This is a genomic window from Sorangium sp. So ce375 (genome assembly GCF_051473855.1).
Lineage (GTDB): Bacteria > Myxococcota_A > Polyangia > Polyangiales > Polyangiaceae > Sorangium.
Genome location: NZ_CP150335.1, coordinates 12926322 through 12941501, shown reverse-complemented (window position 1 = coordinate 12941501; position 15180 = coordinate 12926322). Strand labels below are relative to the sequence as shown.

Sequence of the window (15180 nt, the reverse complement as noted above, 5' to 3'; positions counted from 1 at the left end):
TTCGATGGGGGATCCCAGCTGGGTGCAGAACCGGCGCATTCTACTGATCGACGACGACGAGACCATCCACGCGGATTTCCGCAGGATCCTCCGACCCGACACGGACGACTCGACCTCCGGCCGCCCCGAGACGGCGCTGTTCCGCGAGCCGCCCGTCCGGCGGACGGTGAGGTTCGAGCTCACGTCCGTGACCCAGGGGGAGGAGGGGCTGGCGAAGGTCCGCGAGGCGCGGCAGCGCGGGGCGCCGTACGCGCTCGCGTTCGTGGACGCGCGCATGCCGCCGGGGTGGGACGGCATCGAGACGCTCTCGCGCCTCTGGAAGGAGGACGGCGCCATCCAGGTGGTCCTCTGCGCGGCGGCCCCGGATGACGCGTGGGAGGAGATCTCCGCGCGGTTCGGGCAGACCGACGACCTCCTCCTCCTCGCGAAGCCGTTCGACCCGAGCGAGGTCCGCCAGATGGCCTTCGCGCTCACGGAGAAGTGGAACCAGCGCCGCGCGCTCTCCGAGGCCAACTACAAGGTGTCGACGCAGTACACCGTGACCAGGATCCTCGTCGAGTCGACGACGCTGTCCGAGGGCGTCCCGGCGCTGCTCGGCGCGCTCGGGGAGACGCTCGGCTTCCGGTTCGCCGCCCTGTGGCTCGGCGACGACGAGAGCGACGGGCTGCGCTGCGAGCACACGTGGAGCGCCGCGCCCGACGACGCGATCGCGCTCGAGGCGGCGACCCGGGGCACGCGGTTCGCCCGCGACGCCGGGCTCCCTGGCCGCGCGCTCGCGCAGGGCGAGCCGACCTGGTTCAGCGACCTCGACGCCGAGGCGGACGATCCGCGCGCCCAGGCGGCGCGCCGCGCCGGCCTCCGCTTCGCGGTCGAGCTCCCCATCGCGGTCCGCGCCGACGCGCAGGTCGCGGCCGTGCTGGAGCTCATGGATGCCGAGCCGCGCGCGCCCGATCCGGGGCTGCTCGACGTCCTGCTCGCCATCGCCGCCAAGGCCGGCCACTTCATCGGCAGCAAGCGCGTCGAGGCGGCCCTGCGCCGGAGCGAGGCGAACAACCGCGCGCTCCTCTACGCCATCCCCGACACGATCCTCCGGATCGACAGCGACGGCATCTGCCTGGACTTCAAGGCCTCCCGGGAGCCGAGGCCGTCGCTCCGCGCCGAGGATCTCCTGCACAGGCACGTCGCCGACGTGTTCCCCTCCCACGTGGCCGAGCAGATCACCGGCCTCGTGGCGCGCGCGCTCGCGGACGAGGCGACGTACGTGTTCGAGTACCAGGCGCAGCAGGCAGGCGGCGCGCGCGACTACGAGGTCCGGATCGCCGGCAGCGATCGGGCGGAGGCGGTCGTCATCTTGCGGGACATCACCGAGCGGAGGCGCGCCGAGGCGGAGACCGAGGCGCGGCGCGCCCGGGAAGAGGCCCTCCGGGCGCAGAACGAGATGCTCGCGGCGCTGTCGACCCCGCTCATCCCCATCAGCGACGATATCGTCGTGATGCCGCTCGTCGGCGCCCTCGACTCGCAGCGGACGCGCCGCGTGCAGGAGACGCTGGTCCGCGGCGTCGCCTCCCGCCGCGCGCACGTCGCGATCCTCGACATCACCGGGGTGCCGCAGATCGACGGCCCGTGCGCCGACGAGCTCCTGCGCGCCGCGACGGCGGTGCGCCTTCTCGGCTCGGAGGTGATCATCACGGGCCTGCGCCCCGACGTGGCCAGGACGCTCGTCGAGATCGGCGTCGACATGAGCGGCATCGTCACGCACAACACCCTGCAGAACGGCATCGCCTCCGCGATGACCTCCGCGGACGCGCGAGGACGGCGCCGCCGGCGCCGCGCGAGGGCGCGCCGGTAGCGGCGGGCGGCGTCGAGCTCAGCGCTTGCCGGTCTGCGCGGCGTGCTTGTCGAGGGCGGCGAGGACGCGGTCGTAGTCGGGCGGCAGCGCGACCGGCGGGTTGGCGAGCCGGCTCGTCACGTCGGCGAGCGCGCGCTCGTGGTATTTCACCTTGAACTCCGTGAACTTGAGGCCGTTCGCGGTCGAGACCACGACGACCCGCTGGCGCTTCTCCACGACGCCCTTCTTCACGAGCTTCTCCAGCGCGGCGAGGGCGACCGCCGTGTGCGGGCAGGTGTACATCCCGGTGCGATCGGCGCGGGCCGCCGCGTCGCAGAGCTCGTCCTCGGTCACCTCCTCCGCGACGCCGTCCATCGCCTTCAGGGCCAGCATCGCCCTCGGCGCGCTCACCGGGTTGCCGATCTGGATCGCGCTCGCCAAGGTCTCCCCCGCCTTCATCGGCTCGACCTCGCTCTTCCCCTCGGACCACGCCCGGAAGAGCGGGTTGGCCCGCGCCGCCTGCGCCACGCAGAGGCGCGGGAAGCGCGTCGTCAGGCCGAGGTCCTTCAGCATCTTGAAGCCCGCGTAGAGGGCGTAGGCGTTGCCCAGGTTGCCGCTCGGCAGGATGACCCAGTCGGGCAGCGTCCAGTCGAACTGCTGCACGATCTCGATGGCCACGGTCTTCTGGCCCTCGAGCCGCAGGGCGTTCATCGAGTTCGCCAGGTAGACCACGCCGTCGGCCGAGAGGCGCTGCACGATGGCCATGCAGCCGTCGAAGTCGGTGTCCAGCGAGAGGACCAGCGCCCCCGACGCGATCGGCTGGACGAGCTGCGCCGTCGACACCTTGCCCCGCGGCAGCAGCACGACGACGGGCAAGCCGGCCGCCGCCCCGTACGCCGCGAGCGACGCCGAGGTGTCCCCCGTCGACGCGCACGCGATCGCGCGCACCTCGAGGCCCTCGCGGATCGCCTTGTTCACCACCGAGACGAGCACCGTCATCCCGAGGTCCTTGAACGACCCCGTGTGGCTGTTGCCGCAGAGCTTCACCCAGACATCGTCGAGCCCGAGCGAGCGGCCGTAGCGGTCTGCCCAGAACAGGTTGGTGCCCCCCTCGTCCATCGACACGATGGCCTCGTCCGGGACCTCGGGAGCGACCCACTCCCGCTTGCCCCAGACGCCGGAGCCGTAGGGCCACACCGTGCGCTTGTAGCGCTCGTCGAAGAGCTTCATCCACGTCGCCGGGCTCCGATCGCGGAGCGCGTCGATGTCGTGGGCGACGTCGAGCAGGCCGCCGCAGGTGGGGCAACGGTAGAGGGGCTGCGTCAGCGGGTAGCTCCCGGCACAACCGGTCAGGCATCGGAATGCAGCAGAGTAGGCCATGGCAATACGGATCTCCTGGATGGCGGGAAGCGCCCGCGGGAGGTGGTGTCGATTCAGTCGAAGCGTGGGGCTTCCATGCCGAGCCGCCTATAGAAGTAGATCGCCGCGTTCCTGGCAAACGATCCCTGCGGAAGATAGACGTCGCTCGGGTCTCGGAGCGGCCCGTCCGCCGAGAGCGGCCCGTCCCGGTCGCCGGCCAGCCGCTCGAGATCCTCGAGGAACGCTTCCATCGAGGGATAACGGTTCTCCGGGCGCTTTCGGATCGCCTTCAAGATCACGGACTCGAGCAGCGGATCGAGGCTCCGCCGCTTCTCCGAGGGGCGAGGCGGCGGGGTCACGAGCTGCCGGGCGAGGAGCTCCGACTGCTCCGAGCGCGGGAACGGGAGCTCCCCGGTGAAGGCCCGGTACATGACGACGCCGAGCCCGTAGACGTCGGTGCGGGCGTCGGGCAGGTCGCTCACGACCTGCTCGGGCGCCATGTACTCGAGCGTGCCCACCGCGGTGCCGGTCGCCGTGATGTGGTCGGCGGCCTGGATCTTCGCCAGGCCGAAATCGAGCACCTTGACCGCGTACGGGTCGCCCTGCGCGCCGACGAGGTAGATGTTGTCGGGCTTCACGTCGCGGTGGATGATCCCGGCCCGGTGCGCGGCGGCGAGCCCGGACGCGGCCTGGGAGAGCACCGGGATGGCGAGGTCCGCGTCCATGCGGCGCTCGCGCCGGAGCCAGTCGCCGAGCGACTCGCCGAAGAGGTACTCCATGACGAGGTAGGGGGCGCCGTCGTCGGAGCGCGTGCCGGCGTCGAGCACACGCACGATGTTGGGGTGCCCGATCATCGCGGCGCTCTGCGCCTCGCGCACGAACCGCTCGCGCGTGCGCTCTGCCCGGACGGCGAACTCCTCCAGGACCTTGATCGCGACCGGCTGGCCCGTCTCGAGCTCGACCGCGAGGTAGACGCGCGCCATCGCCCCTTTGCCGAGGTAGCCGCACACCTCGTAGCGCTCCCCAAGGACGGTCCCGCGCAGCCGGGTCGGCTTGTACCGGAGCAGGTCGATGCGCCGGCCCTCGGCGAGCTCCGCGCCGTCGTAGGGGCAGAACCGATGGCCCGCGTCGTACTCCCTGTGGCAGCGCGCGCAGAACATGGCCAGGCATCGAATAGCGCCCCGCGCTCCGGCCACGCAAGCCCGCTCCGCAGCGGCCACCGCGCTAGCGGGCGGCGCGGCCGGCGCGTCCTGCGGGACGGCGCTCCCGTTGGCGCGTGCGCCGAGCACCGCGTGGGCGTGACGCCGCACGCCGCCACGCTGCAACCCCGGCCGAGCCGCCACGCTGCAACCCCGGCCGAGTCGAGCGCGGCGCTCCGCCGGGGAGGCTGCTCGGCCGAGGGGAATCCCCTTGCGAGCCGAGCCTGCCTCCTGCAACTTGCCAAGGGTGGCACCATCGTGTGCCGGGGGACGACATGCCGCTGCCGCCGACCTCACCACGCCTGCTCGATCCCGACGCTGTGCCGTATTTCCTGTGGGATCTAGGCATCACAGTCGCGGAGGCGCGACGGATCCTCGCGCGTGAGGCTCCCTCGACCCGGGATGACCTGATCGCCCGCATCCTCCGTGAGGCCAACAGCCGCGACGTATGGACGCTGCTCGATTGGCCCGCCATCGAGGAGGCCTGGCCTCGGATCGGGCACCGCCTAGGGCGCGCCCGTGGCGTCTGGACGATGATGCTCGATCGTCACCGGGAACATGTCCGGGCTACCGCGGCTGCCTGATCTGGCCGAGCGCTTGGTCCTCGCGGCCCAGGACGCCTCGCCCACGGTGCGGCTGGTCGGAGGCTCAGGGCTCGCGTTGCTGCTCGATCACCGACGCTCCGACGACCTGGACCTCTTCTGTGGGTTGCGCGAGGACGTAGAGCCGATCGTCCGTGCGGTGGAGGCTGCCGCAGCGACCTCGGCCGTCGGCGTCATGCGCGTGAGGTCTGCGCCTGGCTTCGTGCGGCTCGAGATTGCCGCCGGACCAGAAGTCCTCCGCGTCGATGTCGCGTCGGATGCGTCACCGAGGCTGATCGAGGCGGACACCTACGTCGGTCGTATCCGGGTCGAGGCGCTCCGGGATCAGCGCGCGAACAAGATCGTCGCGCTCCTCGGGCGCTCGGAGCTGCGCGATCTCGTCGACCTGTTCTTCATCGACCGCGCCGGCTTCCCGATCCTCCAGGGCTTCGAGGATGCGCTGAAGAAAGATAGCGGAATGGATCCGGCGTGGTTCGCCTGGGCCGTATCCCAGATCGAGCTGAAGCCGTTGCGCGGCATGGTCGTGCCGCTCCCAGAGCAGGAGTTGCAGGCGTTCAAGGAGTCACTGCGCCGAGGAGCTCTGGACCGCGCCGGCGCTGGCGAGAGCGTCTGACGGAGCAGGCTCTGACCGATCGCGGCTCGTTCGCGCGCGAGCTCCCGGCGCGCGAACGAGCCGCCTCGCGCCGCGCTCACGCCACCTTGCGCGGCGAACGCCCCGTCAGCTTCGTGTACGCGTGATAGCCGAGCCAGCGGAGCGGCTCGGGCGGGACGCCCCGGAGGGGGGCCATGTAGAACGGCAGATCCCGCCACCTCACGTCGTCGCCTGCGTAGATGTCGCAGAGCACGCGGCCCGCGAGGTTGGCGAGCGTGACGCCGTGGCCGCTGTAGCCGAGGGCGTAGTACACGTTCCGGTGCTCGCCGCGCACCCCCATGCTGCAGAGCCTGCTCATCGTGATGCCGAGGGTGCCCGTCCAGCGGTGCGCGATCCGGAGCCGCTCGGCCGCCGGGAAATAGCCGGTGAGCCGGCGCCGGATGGCCTCGAACGCCGGCCCGGCCGAGCCGGGTGTGCCCGGGTAGGAGGTCTTGTTCCCGTAGAGGTAGGCGTACGCCGCGTTGCTACCCCCGCCGAACACGAGCTCGCCGGCGGGCGTCATGCTGGCGTACGCGATCCGGTCGTGGTCGTCGCTGAAGCCGGCGACCTGCCCCCAGCCGAGCGCGGCGCGCGCCTCGGCGTCGAGCGGCTCGGTCGCGATCACGTGCGAGTGCATCGGGAAGATGCCGCCCCTGAAGTAGCCGAGGCGCGGCGTGTAGCCGTTCGTCGCGAGGACGATGGCCGCGGCCCGGACGACGCCGCCCGGCGTGGTCAGCTCGATCGTGCGCCCCTCCCGGATCCCGAGCACCGGCGTGTCCTCGTGGAGGGCGACCCCCCGCGCGAGCAGCAGCGGCCGCAGGGCGCGCAGCAGGTCGACCCCGTTGAGCTGCCCCTCTGTCGTGTCCAGCACGGCCCCGGCCGCGCCCTGGACTCCGAGCCGCTTCGAGAGCGCCGCGCTGTCCAGGTACTGTAGCGAAATGCCCCAGCCGGCGAGCTGCTCCACCCGCGCGTGCGCCGCCTCGGCCCGCCGCGCATCGGTGAGCACCTCCATGCAGCCGTCGCGGCGGTGGCGCACCGGCAGGTCGTGCTCCTGGATCATCCCCACGATGCCGTCGATCCCCGCGCGCGTCGTCTCGTAGACGCGGCGCGTGAGCTCCGGATCGCGGGAGCTCACCCCGTTAATCCAGTTCAGCATCATCCCCCCGTTGCGCCCGCTCGCGCCGTTCGCGAGGTGACGCGCCTCGAGGATCACGACCCGGAGGCTCGGAAATCGGTGGATTAGATGATATGCCGTGGAGATCCCGGTGAACCCTCCCCCGATGATGGCCACGTCGGCCACAGCGTCCCCGCGCAGCGGAGGGACGGGCTCATAGACCGGGCCCGCCTCGCTCCACACGGAGCGCGCGGAGTCGATGTGCATGAGCATGTGCGGGTCGACGTGCGCAGTGCGAGCCACGATGATTACCTATCAGATGAGAGCGCCGTCTGGCACCATGAACCCCGGGAGCCCTGCTTGAAGCGACGTGTCCGGCTCTGCATGAAGGATCTCTTCCACCAGGACGTGGTGGAGATGATCGAGCGCGAAACCCGCAAATACCAGATCTGGTCCATCGAGGATCCTTCCGACCCGGACTTCGACGCGGCGTATCAGATCCTCTGGGACTGCTTCGGTCCTCATGGAGAGATGGAGCGCAAGGAGGCGATCGAGGCGTTCCTCCGGGACGACCCGTTCACGCCCGAGCCGTCGGGCACATACATGCGCTATTTCCTGCTCGTCGCGCGAGACTCGGACGGAAGGGTGCGCGGCGTCCGCGACGGCACCGTGCTGATCAATCCAGCGTACGCGCCGGACCTCTGCGTCATCTACCTCGCCCACATCTTCATGATCCCCGAGGCGCGCGGGACGGTGCTGTCGTACTGGCTGCGGATCGCGCCGGTCGAGCTCGCCATGCAGTACCTCACCGACCTCCACGCGATGGGGAAGATCACGCTCCCCGCGCCCTCGGCCCCGGGAAAGTACTTCGGGATGAACGTCGATCTCGCGGCCGAGGTCGAGTACTTCACGCCGGAAGAGCGCCTGTCGTGGCAGCGCATCCTGTTCTACGGCCGCGGCGGGTTCGACGCGATCAACCCGCGCCACTTCCCCTACCGCCAGCCCGATTTCCGCGATCTCGAGGAGATCCGCGTGACCGGCAACCAGCCGTCTCCCTTCATGGTGCTCGTCCGGCGCATGGGCCGCGAGCGGCAGGCGCAGCTGCCGATCGACGAGGCGAGGGCGCTCATGCGGCTCCTGTACGACGATTTCGCGGATCACTGCGCGCCGCACCTGCTCGAGAACAGCCTCCAGCTCGTCCTCGACCGGCTGGAGGAGCGGGCGAAGCGGAAGACCTTCGTCGAGCTGCTGCCGCTCCCGACCGGGGCGAGGGACCTGCACAGGTTGAAGCCGCTCTTCCGGTACAACGTGTTCAACAAGTACTACCCGGACAGCCCCGACATCCGCGGCTACCTGAACAGCGGCATCCGGGAGAGGCTGCTCGCGAACCCGCGCCACCTCGACGAGGAGCTCGCCCGCATCGCGCGGGAGCTGGAGACCCGCCCGCCGTTCGTCTACGGGAGCCGGGACAAGACCGCGACCTGGGAGGGCACGCCGCTCTCTCCAGGCTCGGAGCCGCCTCCGGACGGACCGGACGCGGGCGAGATCACCCGAGAGGTGCCGGCGCCGCCGTCGACCCTGCCGCCGCGGTGATCACCGCGCGGCCGAGCTGATCACGGCGTCCCGGGCGGACCGGAGGCGCCGCCGCTCCCCGGGCCGGCCGTCGCGGCCCGCGCGCTCAGGGCGCCGGCCCGGAGCTTTCGCACCGCCGCGGAGGCGGCCTCGTGGGCGTCGAGCGCTCCGCGCAGCACGAGCGCCCGCCCCTTGGCCGCGGCGGCTTCTCCCAGCGTCCCGTCGAGCACGCCCTCGGCGAGCCGGACGAGCGGGCCGATCTCGGCGAGGCTCCACGCGAGCGCACGGGCCTCCGCGGCGAGCTCGGACGCCCCGCCGTCCTGGGCGGCGCTCGCGATGGCCGAGGCCTCCTCGCAGAGCTCGTCGGCGACGGGGCCCATGTCGCGCCAGCACGCGACGGCCGCGCGCAGGCTGGCCGGCGTGACGTGCGCCGCGCGCGCCGGGTCGGCGGCGCGCGACGCGGCGACCGCCGGCGCCGCCGCGCCCTGCGCCGCGGCGATGACGGGCGAGAGGGCGAGGAGCGCGCGCTCCAGGACACGCGTGGCCTGCTCGACGCGGACGAGGCGCTCCTGGACGTCGGCGCTGGCCAGCGGGGCGTCGCCCGGGGCGAGCGCGGAGAGCCGGCCGGAGACGTCGAGGGCGAGCTGCTCGAGGGCGCCGACGATGCGCGGGTCGAAGCGGCGCGGCACGACGTCGAGCACGCAGAGCGCGCCGAGCACGTGCCCGTGCGCGCGCACCGGCACCCCCGCGTACGCGCGGATGCCGTAGCTCTCGACGAGCTCCTTCGGCACGCGCTCGTCGCGCAGCGCGTCGTCGACGATGAGCGGCGCCTCGTCGAGCACGACGAGCTGGCAGAAGGAGTTGCTCCGCGAGGTCGCGCAGCTCACGGCGAGCTCCAGGGGGAGCCCGTGGTGCGCGCGCAGGAGCTGGACGTGGCGCACGAGCAGGCTGACAAGGGCGATCGGCGACCTGGCGAGCTTGGCGGCCCGCGCCACGCAGGCGTCGAGGATGGCGTCCGCGTCGGCGCGCAGCACGGCGCCGCGCAGCTCGGCCAGGCGGACGGGGTCGTTCAGATCGGCCATCGCGCGATGGTACCCTGCCCGGCGAGCCGCAGGTCGGCCGAGGTCACCCCGGGCGCGCCGCGGCTCCCCTCGCCCGCACCGCCGCGAGGAAGGTGCGGAGGTGGACCTCGACCACCCGGCTCACGTCGGGCGTGTAGCCGCCCGCGAGGACCCAGGCGATCGGGATGCCCCGCTCGAGCGCGGCCCGGAACACGATCTCGTCGCGCGCGTAGAGGTCGTCGTGCGTCAGGTCGAGCGGCGAGTACGGATCCTCGCGGTAGGGGTCCGCGCCGGCCTGGTACAGGATCAGGTCGGGCGCGGCGCGGTCGAGCGCGGGGCCGAGGTGCCGCTCCAGGATCTCGAGGTAGGCGGCGCCGCCGCTCCCGCCCGGGACCGGGACGGACCAGCTGTTCTCCGTGTCCGTGGCGCGCTCGCCCTCGACGTCCCGGTACGCCCTGTTCTGCTTGTACCAGCTGCCGTAGATGGAGAGCTGGAACGCCCAGGGGCGCGACGCGAGCAGCGAGGCGGTGCCGTTGCCGTAGTGGAGGTCCATGTCGACCACCAGGCCGCGGCGGATGCGCCCCTCGGCGCGCGCGCGCTCCAGCGCGACGACGAGGCCGTTGAAGGTGCAGAAGCCCTCGCCGTGGCCCTCGTGCGCGTGGTGGAAGCCGCTCGCGAGGTTGCCCGCGATGCCGTCCTCGAGGGCCGCGATGGCGGCGGCGACGCAGCCGCCGTTCGTGAAGCGCACCGCCCCGGCGAGCGCGGGCGACCAAGGGAACTTCTGCGACTCGGCCAGCGCCCGGGGCTCGCCGGTCGCGATCGCCTGGAGGTACCCGGGCGCATGGACGCGCAGGAGATCCTCGTCGCCGACCGGCTCGGGCTCCTCGATGCGCGCGGGCACGCCGCTCCGCTCGATCGCCTCGCGCACGAGGGCGAACTTGCGCATCGGCATGACGTGCTCGCCGATGTCCGCGAAATAGCGCGGGGAGTGGAACACCCGGATCGGGAGCGGGGCGGCGGCGGAGGTCACTTGCAGACCGACTCGAGGTGGTCGAGCGCCTCGCCGACGTGGCGCGCGGCGAAGATCAGCGCCGGCCGGAAGCGGAGCGTCCGCTCGCCCGAGCCGCCCACCTCGAGGCCGCGGTTGCGGAGCGCGGTGAGCGCCGCGTCGCGGCGGGCCGCGTGGGGGAAGTCGACCGCGGCGAAGGTGCCGCTGCCGCGGGCGCCCGAGAGCACCCCCGGGTAGCGCCGGCAGAGGTCCTCGAGGCCGGCGACCAGGCGCTCGCCGGTCGCCCGCGTGTTCTCGAGGAGCCGATCGCGCTCGATGACCTCGAGGATCACCTCGAGCTGCGCGCCGCGGAGCGGGTCGCCGAGCCAGGTGTTGAAGACGCGCAGCGGCTCGATCGGCGCGAGCTCCTCGCGGCAGTAGAAGCCGCCGAGCTGCATCTTCTTGGAGAACGTGACCATGTCCGGCGGCTCGGGCAGGTCCCACGCCTCGTGCGCCCAGAGCGCGCCCGTCCCGCCGCCGCAGGTCTGCACCTCGTCGATGATGAGCGCGACGCCGCGCTCCGCGGTGACGCGGCGGAGCGCCTGGAAGAAGGCCGGGCTCGCGTGGCGGTCGCCGCCCTCGCCCTGGATGGGCTCGACGATGACCGCGGCGACCTCGTCCGGGTGGGCGTCGAGCGCCGCCTCGACCGCCTCGAGCGAGCGCGCCTCGGCGGCGCGGTTCTGCTCGGCGTGCGCCGCGAGGGGGAAATGGCTCGCGGGGAACGGCGCGACGGGCCAGTCGAACGCCGGGATGTCGAGCTTGTGGATCGGCTTGCTCCGCGTCGCCGAGAGGGCGCCCATGCTGCGGCCGTGGAAGCCGCCCTCGAAGGAGAGCACCTTGAAGGCGTTCACGCCGGGCTGGCGGTTGAGCATGGCGGCGGCGAGGTCGCCGTCGCTCGGCTGCGCGCCGCCGCGCCGCCGCCGGGCGAGCCGGATGAACGCGGCCTTGAGCGCGTTCTCCACCGCCTCCGCGCCGGTCGTGAACGTGAAGACGCGCGTGTGCCCCTTCGGCGCGACGCGCATCAGCGTCTTCTCGACGAGGTCGACCCACTCGGGCGCGGGCGCGACGCCGAGCGCGGAGCGGTAGCCGGCGCACCAGTCGAAGCGCCCGTCGCGCCACGCGGCGAGCAGGTCCGGATGGTTGTAACCGATGGGCACGGCCGCGATGTGCCCGTAGACGTCGAGCAGCACGTTGCCGTCCACGTCGACCATGTAGTTGCCGAGGCTCTTGCGCGCGTCCTGATAGAAGTGGATCGGCCGCGCGTCCTGGTAGCGATGGTGGCGGGCGCGGAGCGCCTCGGAGGCAGGCCCCGGGATGGCGGTGCGCATCGAGGCGCGCTCGGGCTCGCCGGGGATGGGCGGAGAGATGTGGGTCGGGGCGTTCATGGTCGGACTCCAATGCAACGGGGGCGGGGGAGCGTCACGCAGATCCGTCGGTCGCGACGGCCGGCCGGACGCGCACCACGATCGATTTCGACGCGGGCGTGTTGCTCTTCTCGGCGAAGCTGCCGAGCGGCACGAGCACGTTGGCCTCGGGGAAGTAGGCCGCGACGTTGCCGCGGGGGATCGTGTACAGCACGACGCGGAACGCGCGCGCGACGCGCTGCCCGTCGGAGAAGCGGCTCGTGACGTCGACGAGGTCCCCCTGGGCGAGCCCGCGCTCGGCCGCGTCCTCGGCGTTCATGAACACGACGCGGCGCCCGCCCCGGACGCCGCGGTAGCGGTCGTCGAGCCCGTAGATGGTCGTGTTGTACTGGTCGTGGCTGCGGATCGTCATCATCAGGAGCTCGCCCGGCTCGAGATCGTGCCGGGGGAGCGGGTGGATCACGAAGTTCGCCTTGCCCGTCGCCGTGCGGAACTCGCGCCGCGCCGCTGCGTTCGGCAGGGCGAAGCCGCGCGGGTCCCTGACGCGCGCGTTGAAGTCGTCGAACCCGTCGATCGTGCGCTCGATGAGATCGCGGATCTTGTCGTAGTCCGCGGTGAGCTCCTCCCACGGCACGCGCGAGCGGGCGCCCAGCGTCGCGCGCGCGAGGCCCGCCACGATCGCCACCTCGCTCCGCAGCACCTCCGAGGCCGGCGGGAGGCTGCCGCGCGAGCTCGAGACGACGCCCATCGAGTTCTCGACGGTCACGAACTGCGGCCCGCCCGCCTGCACGTCGCGCTCGGTGCGGCCGAGGCAGGGCAGGATGAGCGCGCGCCGGCCCGTCACGAGGTGCGCGCGGTTCAGCTTTGTCGACACGTGCGCGGTGAGGTCGCACCGGGCGAGCGCGCGGGCGGTATGGGCCGTGTCCGGCGTGGCCGAGAGGAAGTTGCCGCCCAGCGCGAAGAAGACGCGGGCGCTCCCCTCGGCCATCGCCGCGATCGCCGCGACGGTGTCGAGCCCGTGGCGGCGCGGTGGGGAGAAGCCGAAGTTCCGCTCGATCCGATCGAGGAGCTCCGCGGGCGGGCGCTCCCAGATGCCCATCGTCCTGTCGCCCTGCACGTTGCTGTGGCCGCGCACCGGGCACGCCCCCGCGCCGGGCCGCCCGATGTTTCCGCGGAGCAGGAGGAAGCTCATCACCTGCTGCACGTTGGCCACGCCGTTCTGGTGCTGCGTGAGGCCCATGGCCCAGCACGCGATCGTGCGCTCGGACCGCATCGCGATCTCGGCCGCCGCCCGGATCCGCTCGCGCGGGATCCCGCTCTGCGCGACGATGTCGCCCCAGGGCGCGCCGCGCACGGCGGCCTCGAACGCCTCGAAGCCGTGCGTATGGGCCGCGATGAACGCGCGATCGAGCACGGCGCCAGGCCTCCGCTCCTCCTCCTCGAGCATCTCCTTGATGATCCCGGTGAAGAGCGCGACGTCGCCGTTGATGCGCACCTGGAGGAAGAGCGTCGAGAGCGGCACCCCCGAGCCGACGAGATCGAGCGGGTGCTGCGGGTGCTGGAAGCGCTCGTTGCCCGCCTCGGGGAGCGGGTTCACCGTCACGATCTCGCACCCGCGCAGCCGCGCCTCGCGCAGCGCCGAGAGCATGCGCGGGTGGTTCGTCCCCGGGTTCTGCCCGACGACGAAGATCGCGTCCGCGAGCTCGAAATCGTGGAGGGATACCGTCCCCTTGCCCACGCCGATGGCCTCGCGCAGGCCGACGCCGCTCGACTCGTGGCACATGTTCGAGCAGTCGGGCAGGTTGTTCGTCCCGAGCTCGCGCACGAAGAGCTGGTAGAGGAACGCCGCCTCGTTGCTGGTGCGCCCCGACGTGTAGAAGACGGCCTCGTCCGGCGAGCCGAGCGCGCGGATCGACGAGGCGACGACGTCGAGCGCCTCGTCCCACGACACCGGGCGGTAGTGCGACGCGCCCTCGTCGAGCAGCATCGGGTGGACGAGCCGCCCCTGCTTGCCGAGCCAGTGGTCCGATTGCCGCGAGAGCGCCTCGACGCTGTGCTCCCGGAAGAACTCCGGCGTGACGCGGCGGAGCGTCGCCTCCTCGGCGACGGCCTTCGCGCCGTTCTCACAGAACTCGGCGACAGAGCGCTTCTCCTCGGGCTCGGGCCACGCGCAGCCGGGGCAGTCGAAGCCCTCGCCCTGGTTCACGCGGAGGAGCGTGCGCACGGCGCGCGCGACGCCCATCTCGCCGACGGCGTGCCGGAGCGTCGCGCCGACCGCCGGGAGCCCGCCGGCCGCCGCGCTGCGCTCGCCGATCCGGGGCGCCTCGAGCTCGAGCGGCGGCTCGGCCTGCACGTCGCGCGGCGCGTCGCGGGCCGTCACGACGCGGCCTCCGCCGGGAGCGCAACCGGGACCTCGACGCGCTCCTGGCCGGCGTACACGTTGAACCGCCCATCGCGGGCGAAGCCGACGAGCGTCATCCCGTGGGCCGCCGCGAGCTCGGCGGCCAGGCTGGACGGCGCGCCCACCGCGATCATCACCGGGATCGAGGCCCGCAGCGCCTTCTGCACGAGCTCGAACCCGGCGCGCCCGCTGACCATGAGCACCGCGCCCGGGTCGGGCAGCCGCCCAGCGAGCAGCGCCGCGCCGATCAGCTTGTCGACGGCGTTGTGGCGCCCGACGTCCTCGCGCAGGTCGGCGAGCGCGCCGCTCGCGTCGAAGAGGGCCGCCGCGTGCAGCCCCCCGGTCCGCCCGAACACCGCCTGCGCGCCGCGGAGCCGCGCGGCGAGGCCGTGCACGACGCTCGGCGCGATCCGGGGGACGCCGCGCGCGAGCGGCGAGGGCGGCGCGAGCGACGCGACGTCGATCGACGCCTTGCCGCAGACACCGCAGCTCGCGCTCGCGACCGCGAGGGCGCGCTCGGTCCGGCCGAGATCGACGATCACGTCCTCGCCGAGCGTGACGCGCACGAGGTCGCCCGAGGGGCCGAGGGCCTCGTCGACGGCGACAACGTCGGCCGCGCGGGAGATGACCCCCTCGGCGAACAGGAGGCCGACCGCGAGCTCGCGGTCGTTGCCGGGCGTGCGCATCGTGATGCCGAGGCGGCGCCCTTCGCGCCCCGCCGCGCCGCGGGCGCGCCCGACGACGACGATCTCGAGCGGCTCCTCGACGGCGAGCAGATCTTCGGCGTCCGAGGCGCTCTCGTCCGTGATCCTGCGGATCGAAACGGGGGTGGTGCTTGACGGCATAGCGGCGTGTCCGGCGCTCTCAATCCTAGCCCGCGGCGACCCGCCGAGCAGGATTCGCGTGGAGCCGCCCGCCTGGCCGCCGCCGGCCGCGCCCCGACGCACCCCGGGCGGAGCCCTCGCAGCGCTCTCCGCCGGACGGCCGGCGCCTGCGACGGG

The 15180-nt window shown here is 72.8% G+C and carries 12 protein-coding genes; 4 read left to right on the top strand and 8 right to left on the bottom strand.

The genetic code is table 11. The annotated features are described in order from the left end of the window. The first annotated feature begins 4 nt into the window (after nt 1–4). A complete protein-coding gene (locus WME90_RS48130; protein WP_437278855.1) occupies nt 5–1849 on the top strand; it encodes an STAS domain-containing protein in 1845 nt (614 codons plus the stop codon). A gap of 18 nt (nt 1850–1867) precedes the next feature. Here WME90_RS48130 and thrC read toward each other — a convergent pair whose 3' ends face one another. After that, nucleotides 1868–3208, bottom strand: a complete 1341-nt coding sequence (gene thrC / locus WME90_RS48125; protein ID WP_437278854.1) for a threonine synthase — start codon at nt 3206–3208, stop codon at nt 1868–1870. A gap of 53 nt (nt 3209–3261) precedes the next feature. Further along, nucleotides 3262–4347 (bottom strand): serine/threonine-protein kinase, encoded by a 1086-nt coding sequence (locus WME90_RS48120; protein WP_437278853.1) that lies wholly within the window; start codon nt 4345–4347, stop codon nt 3262–3264. 299 nt (nt 4348–4646) lie between these two features. On the opposite strand from WME90_RS48120, the gene WME90_RS48115 reads away from it, so the two are divergent. Further along, nucleotides 4647–4970 carry a hypothetical protein gene (locus WME90_RS48115; protein WP_437278852.1) on the top strand — a complete coding sequence of 108 codons (324 nt, stop codon included), beginning with the start codon at nt 4647–4649 and terminating at the stop codon, nt 4968–4970. Continuing rightward, nucleotides 4945–5601 carry a nucleotidyl transferase AbiEii/AbiGii toxin family protein gene (locus WME90_RS48110; protein ID WP_437278851.1) on the top strand — a complete coding sequence of 219 codons (657 nt, stop codon included), beginning with the start codon at nt 4945–4947 and terminating at the stop codon, nt 5599–5601. Before WME90_RS48115 ends, WME90_RS48110 begins: the two co-directional genes overlap by 26 nt. A gap of 76 nt (nt 5602–5677) precedes the next feature. Here the strand turns inward: WME90_RS48110 and WME90_RS48105 are convergent, their stop codons facing one another. Further along, nucleotides 5678–7000, bottom strand: a complete 1323-nt coding sequence (locus WME90_RS48105; RefSeq protein WP_437283758.1) for an NAD(P)/FAD-dependent oxidoreductase — start codon at nt 6998–7000, stop codon at nt 5678–5680. A 93-nt stretch (nt 7001–7093) separates the two neighbouring features. Here WME90_RS48105 and WME90_RS48100 point away from each other — a divergent pair, with 93 nt between their 5' ends. Then, a complete protein-coding gene (locus WME90_RS48100; RefSeq protein ID WP_437278850.1) occupies nt 7094–8326 on the top strand; it encodes a hypothetical protein in 1233 nt (410 codons plus the stop codon). Nucleotides 8327–8346: 20 nt separating this feature from the next. Here the strand turns inward: WME90_RS48100 and WME90_RS48095 are convergent, their stop codons facing one another. From WME90_RS48095 to WME90_RS48075, 5 genes are read right to left on the bottom strand one after another with little or no spacing between them, the layout of a single operon-like run. Further along, nucleotides 8347–9387, bottom strand: coding sequence for a GAF domain-containing protein (locus tag WME90_RS48095; RefSeq protein ID WP_437278849.1), 1041 nt, complete (start codon nt 9385–9387; stop codon nt 8347–8349). A gap of 43 nt (nt 9388–9430) precedes the next feature. Next, nucleotides 9431–10396: a histone deacetylase family protein gene (locus WME90_RS48090; protein WP_437278848.1), complete on the bottom strand. Its 966-nt coding sequence runs from the start codon at nt 10394–10396 to the stop codon at nt 9431–9433. Further along, complete coding sequence (locus WME90_RS48085) at nt 10393–11799, bottom strand: aminotransferase class III-fold pyridoxal phosphate-dependent enzyme (protein ID WP_437278847.1); 1407 nt, start codon at nt 11797–11799, stop codon at nt 10393–10395. Before WME90_RS48085 ends, WME90_RS48090 begins: the two co-directional genes overlap by 4 nt. Nucleotides 11800–11833: 34 nt before the next feature. Next, entirely contained in the window at nt 11834–14158 is a 2325-nt protein-coding gene (locus tag WME90_RS48080) for an FdhF/YdeP family oxidoreductase (protein WP_437278846.1), read from the bottom strand. After that, nucleotides 14155–15024 carry a formate dehydrogenase accessory sulfurtransferase FdhD gene (locus tag WME90_RS48075; protein ID WP_437278845.1) on the bottom strand — a complete coding sequence of 290 codons (870 nt, stop codon included), beginning with the start codon at nt 15022–15024 and terminating at the stop codon, nt 14155–14157. Before WME90_RS48075 ends, WME90_RS48080 begins: the two co-directional genes overlap by 4 nt. Nucleotides 15025–15180: the final 156 nt, after the last annotated feature.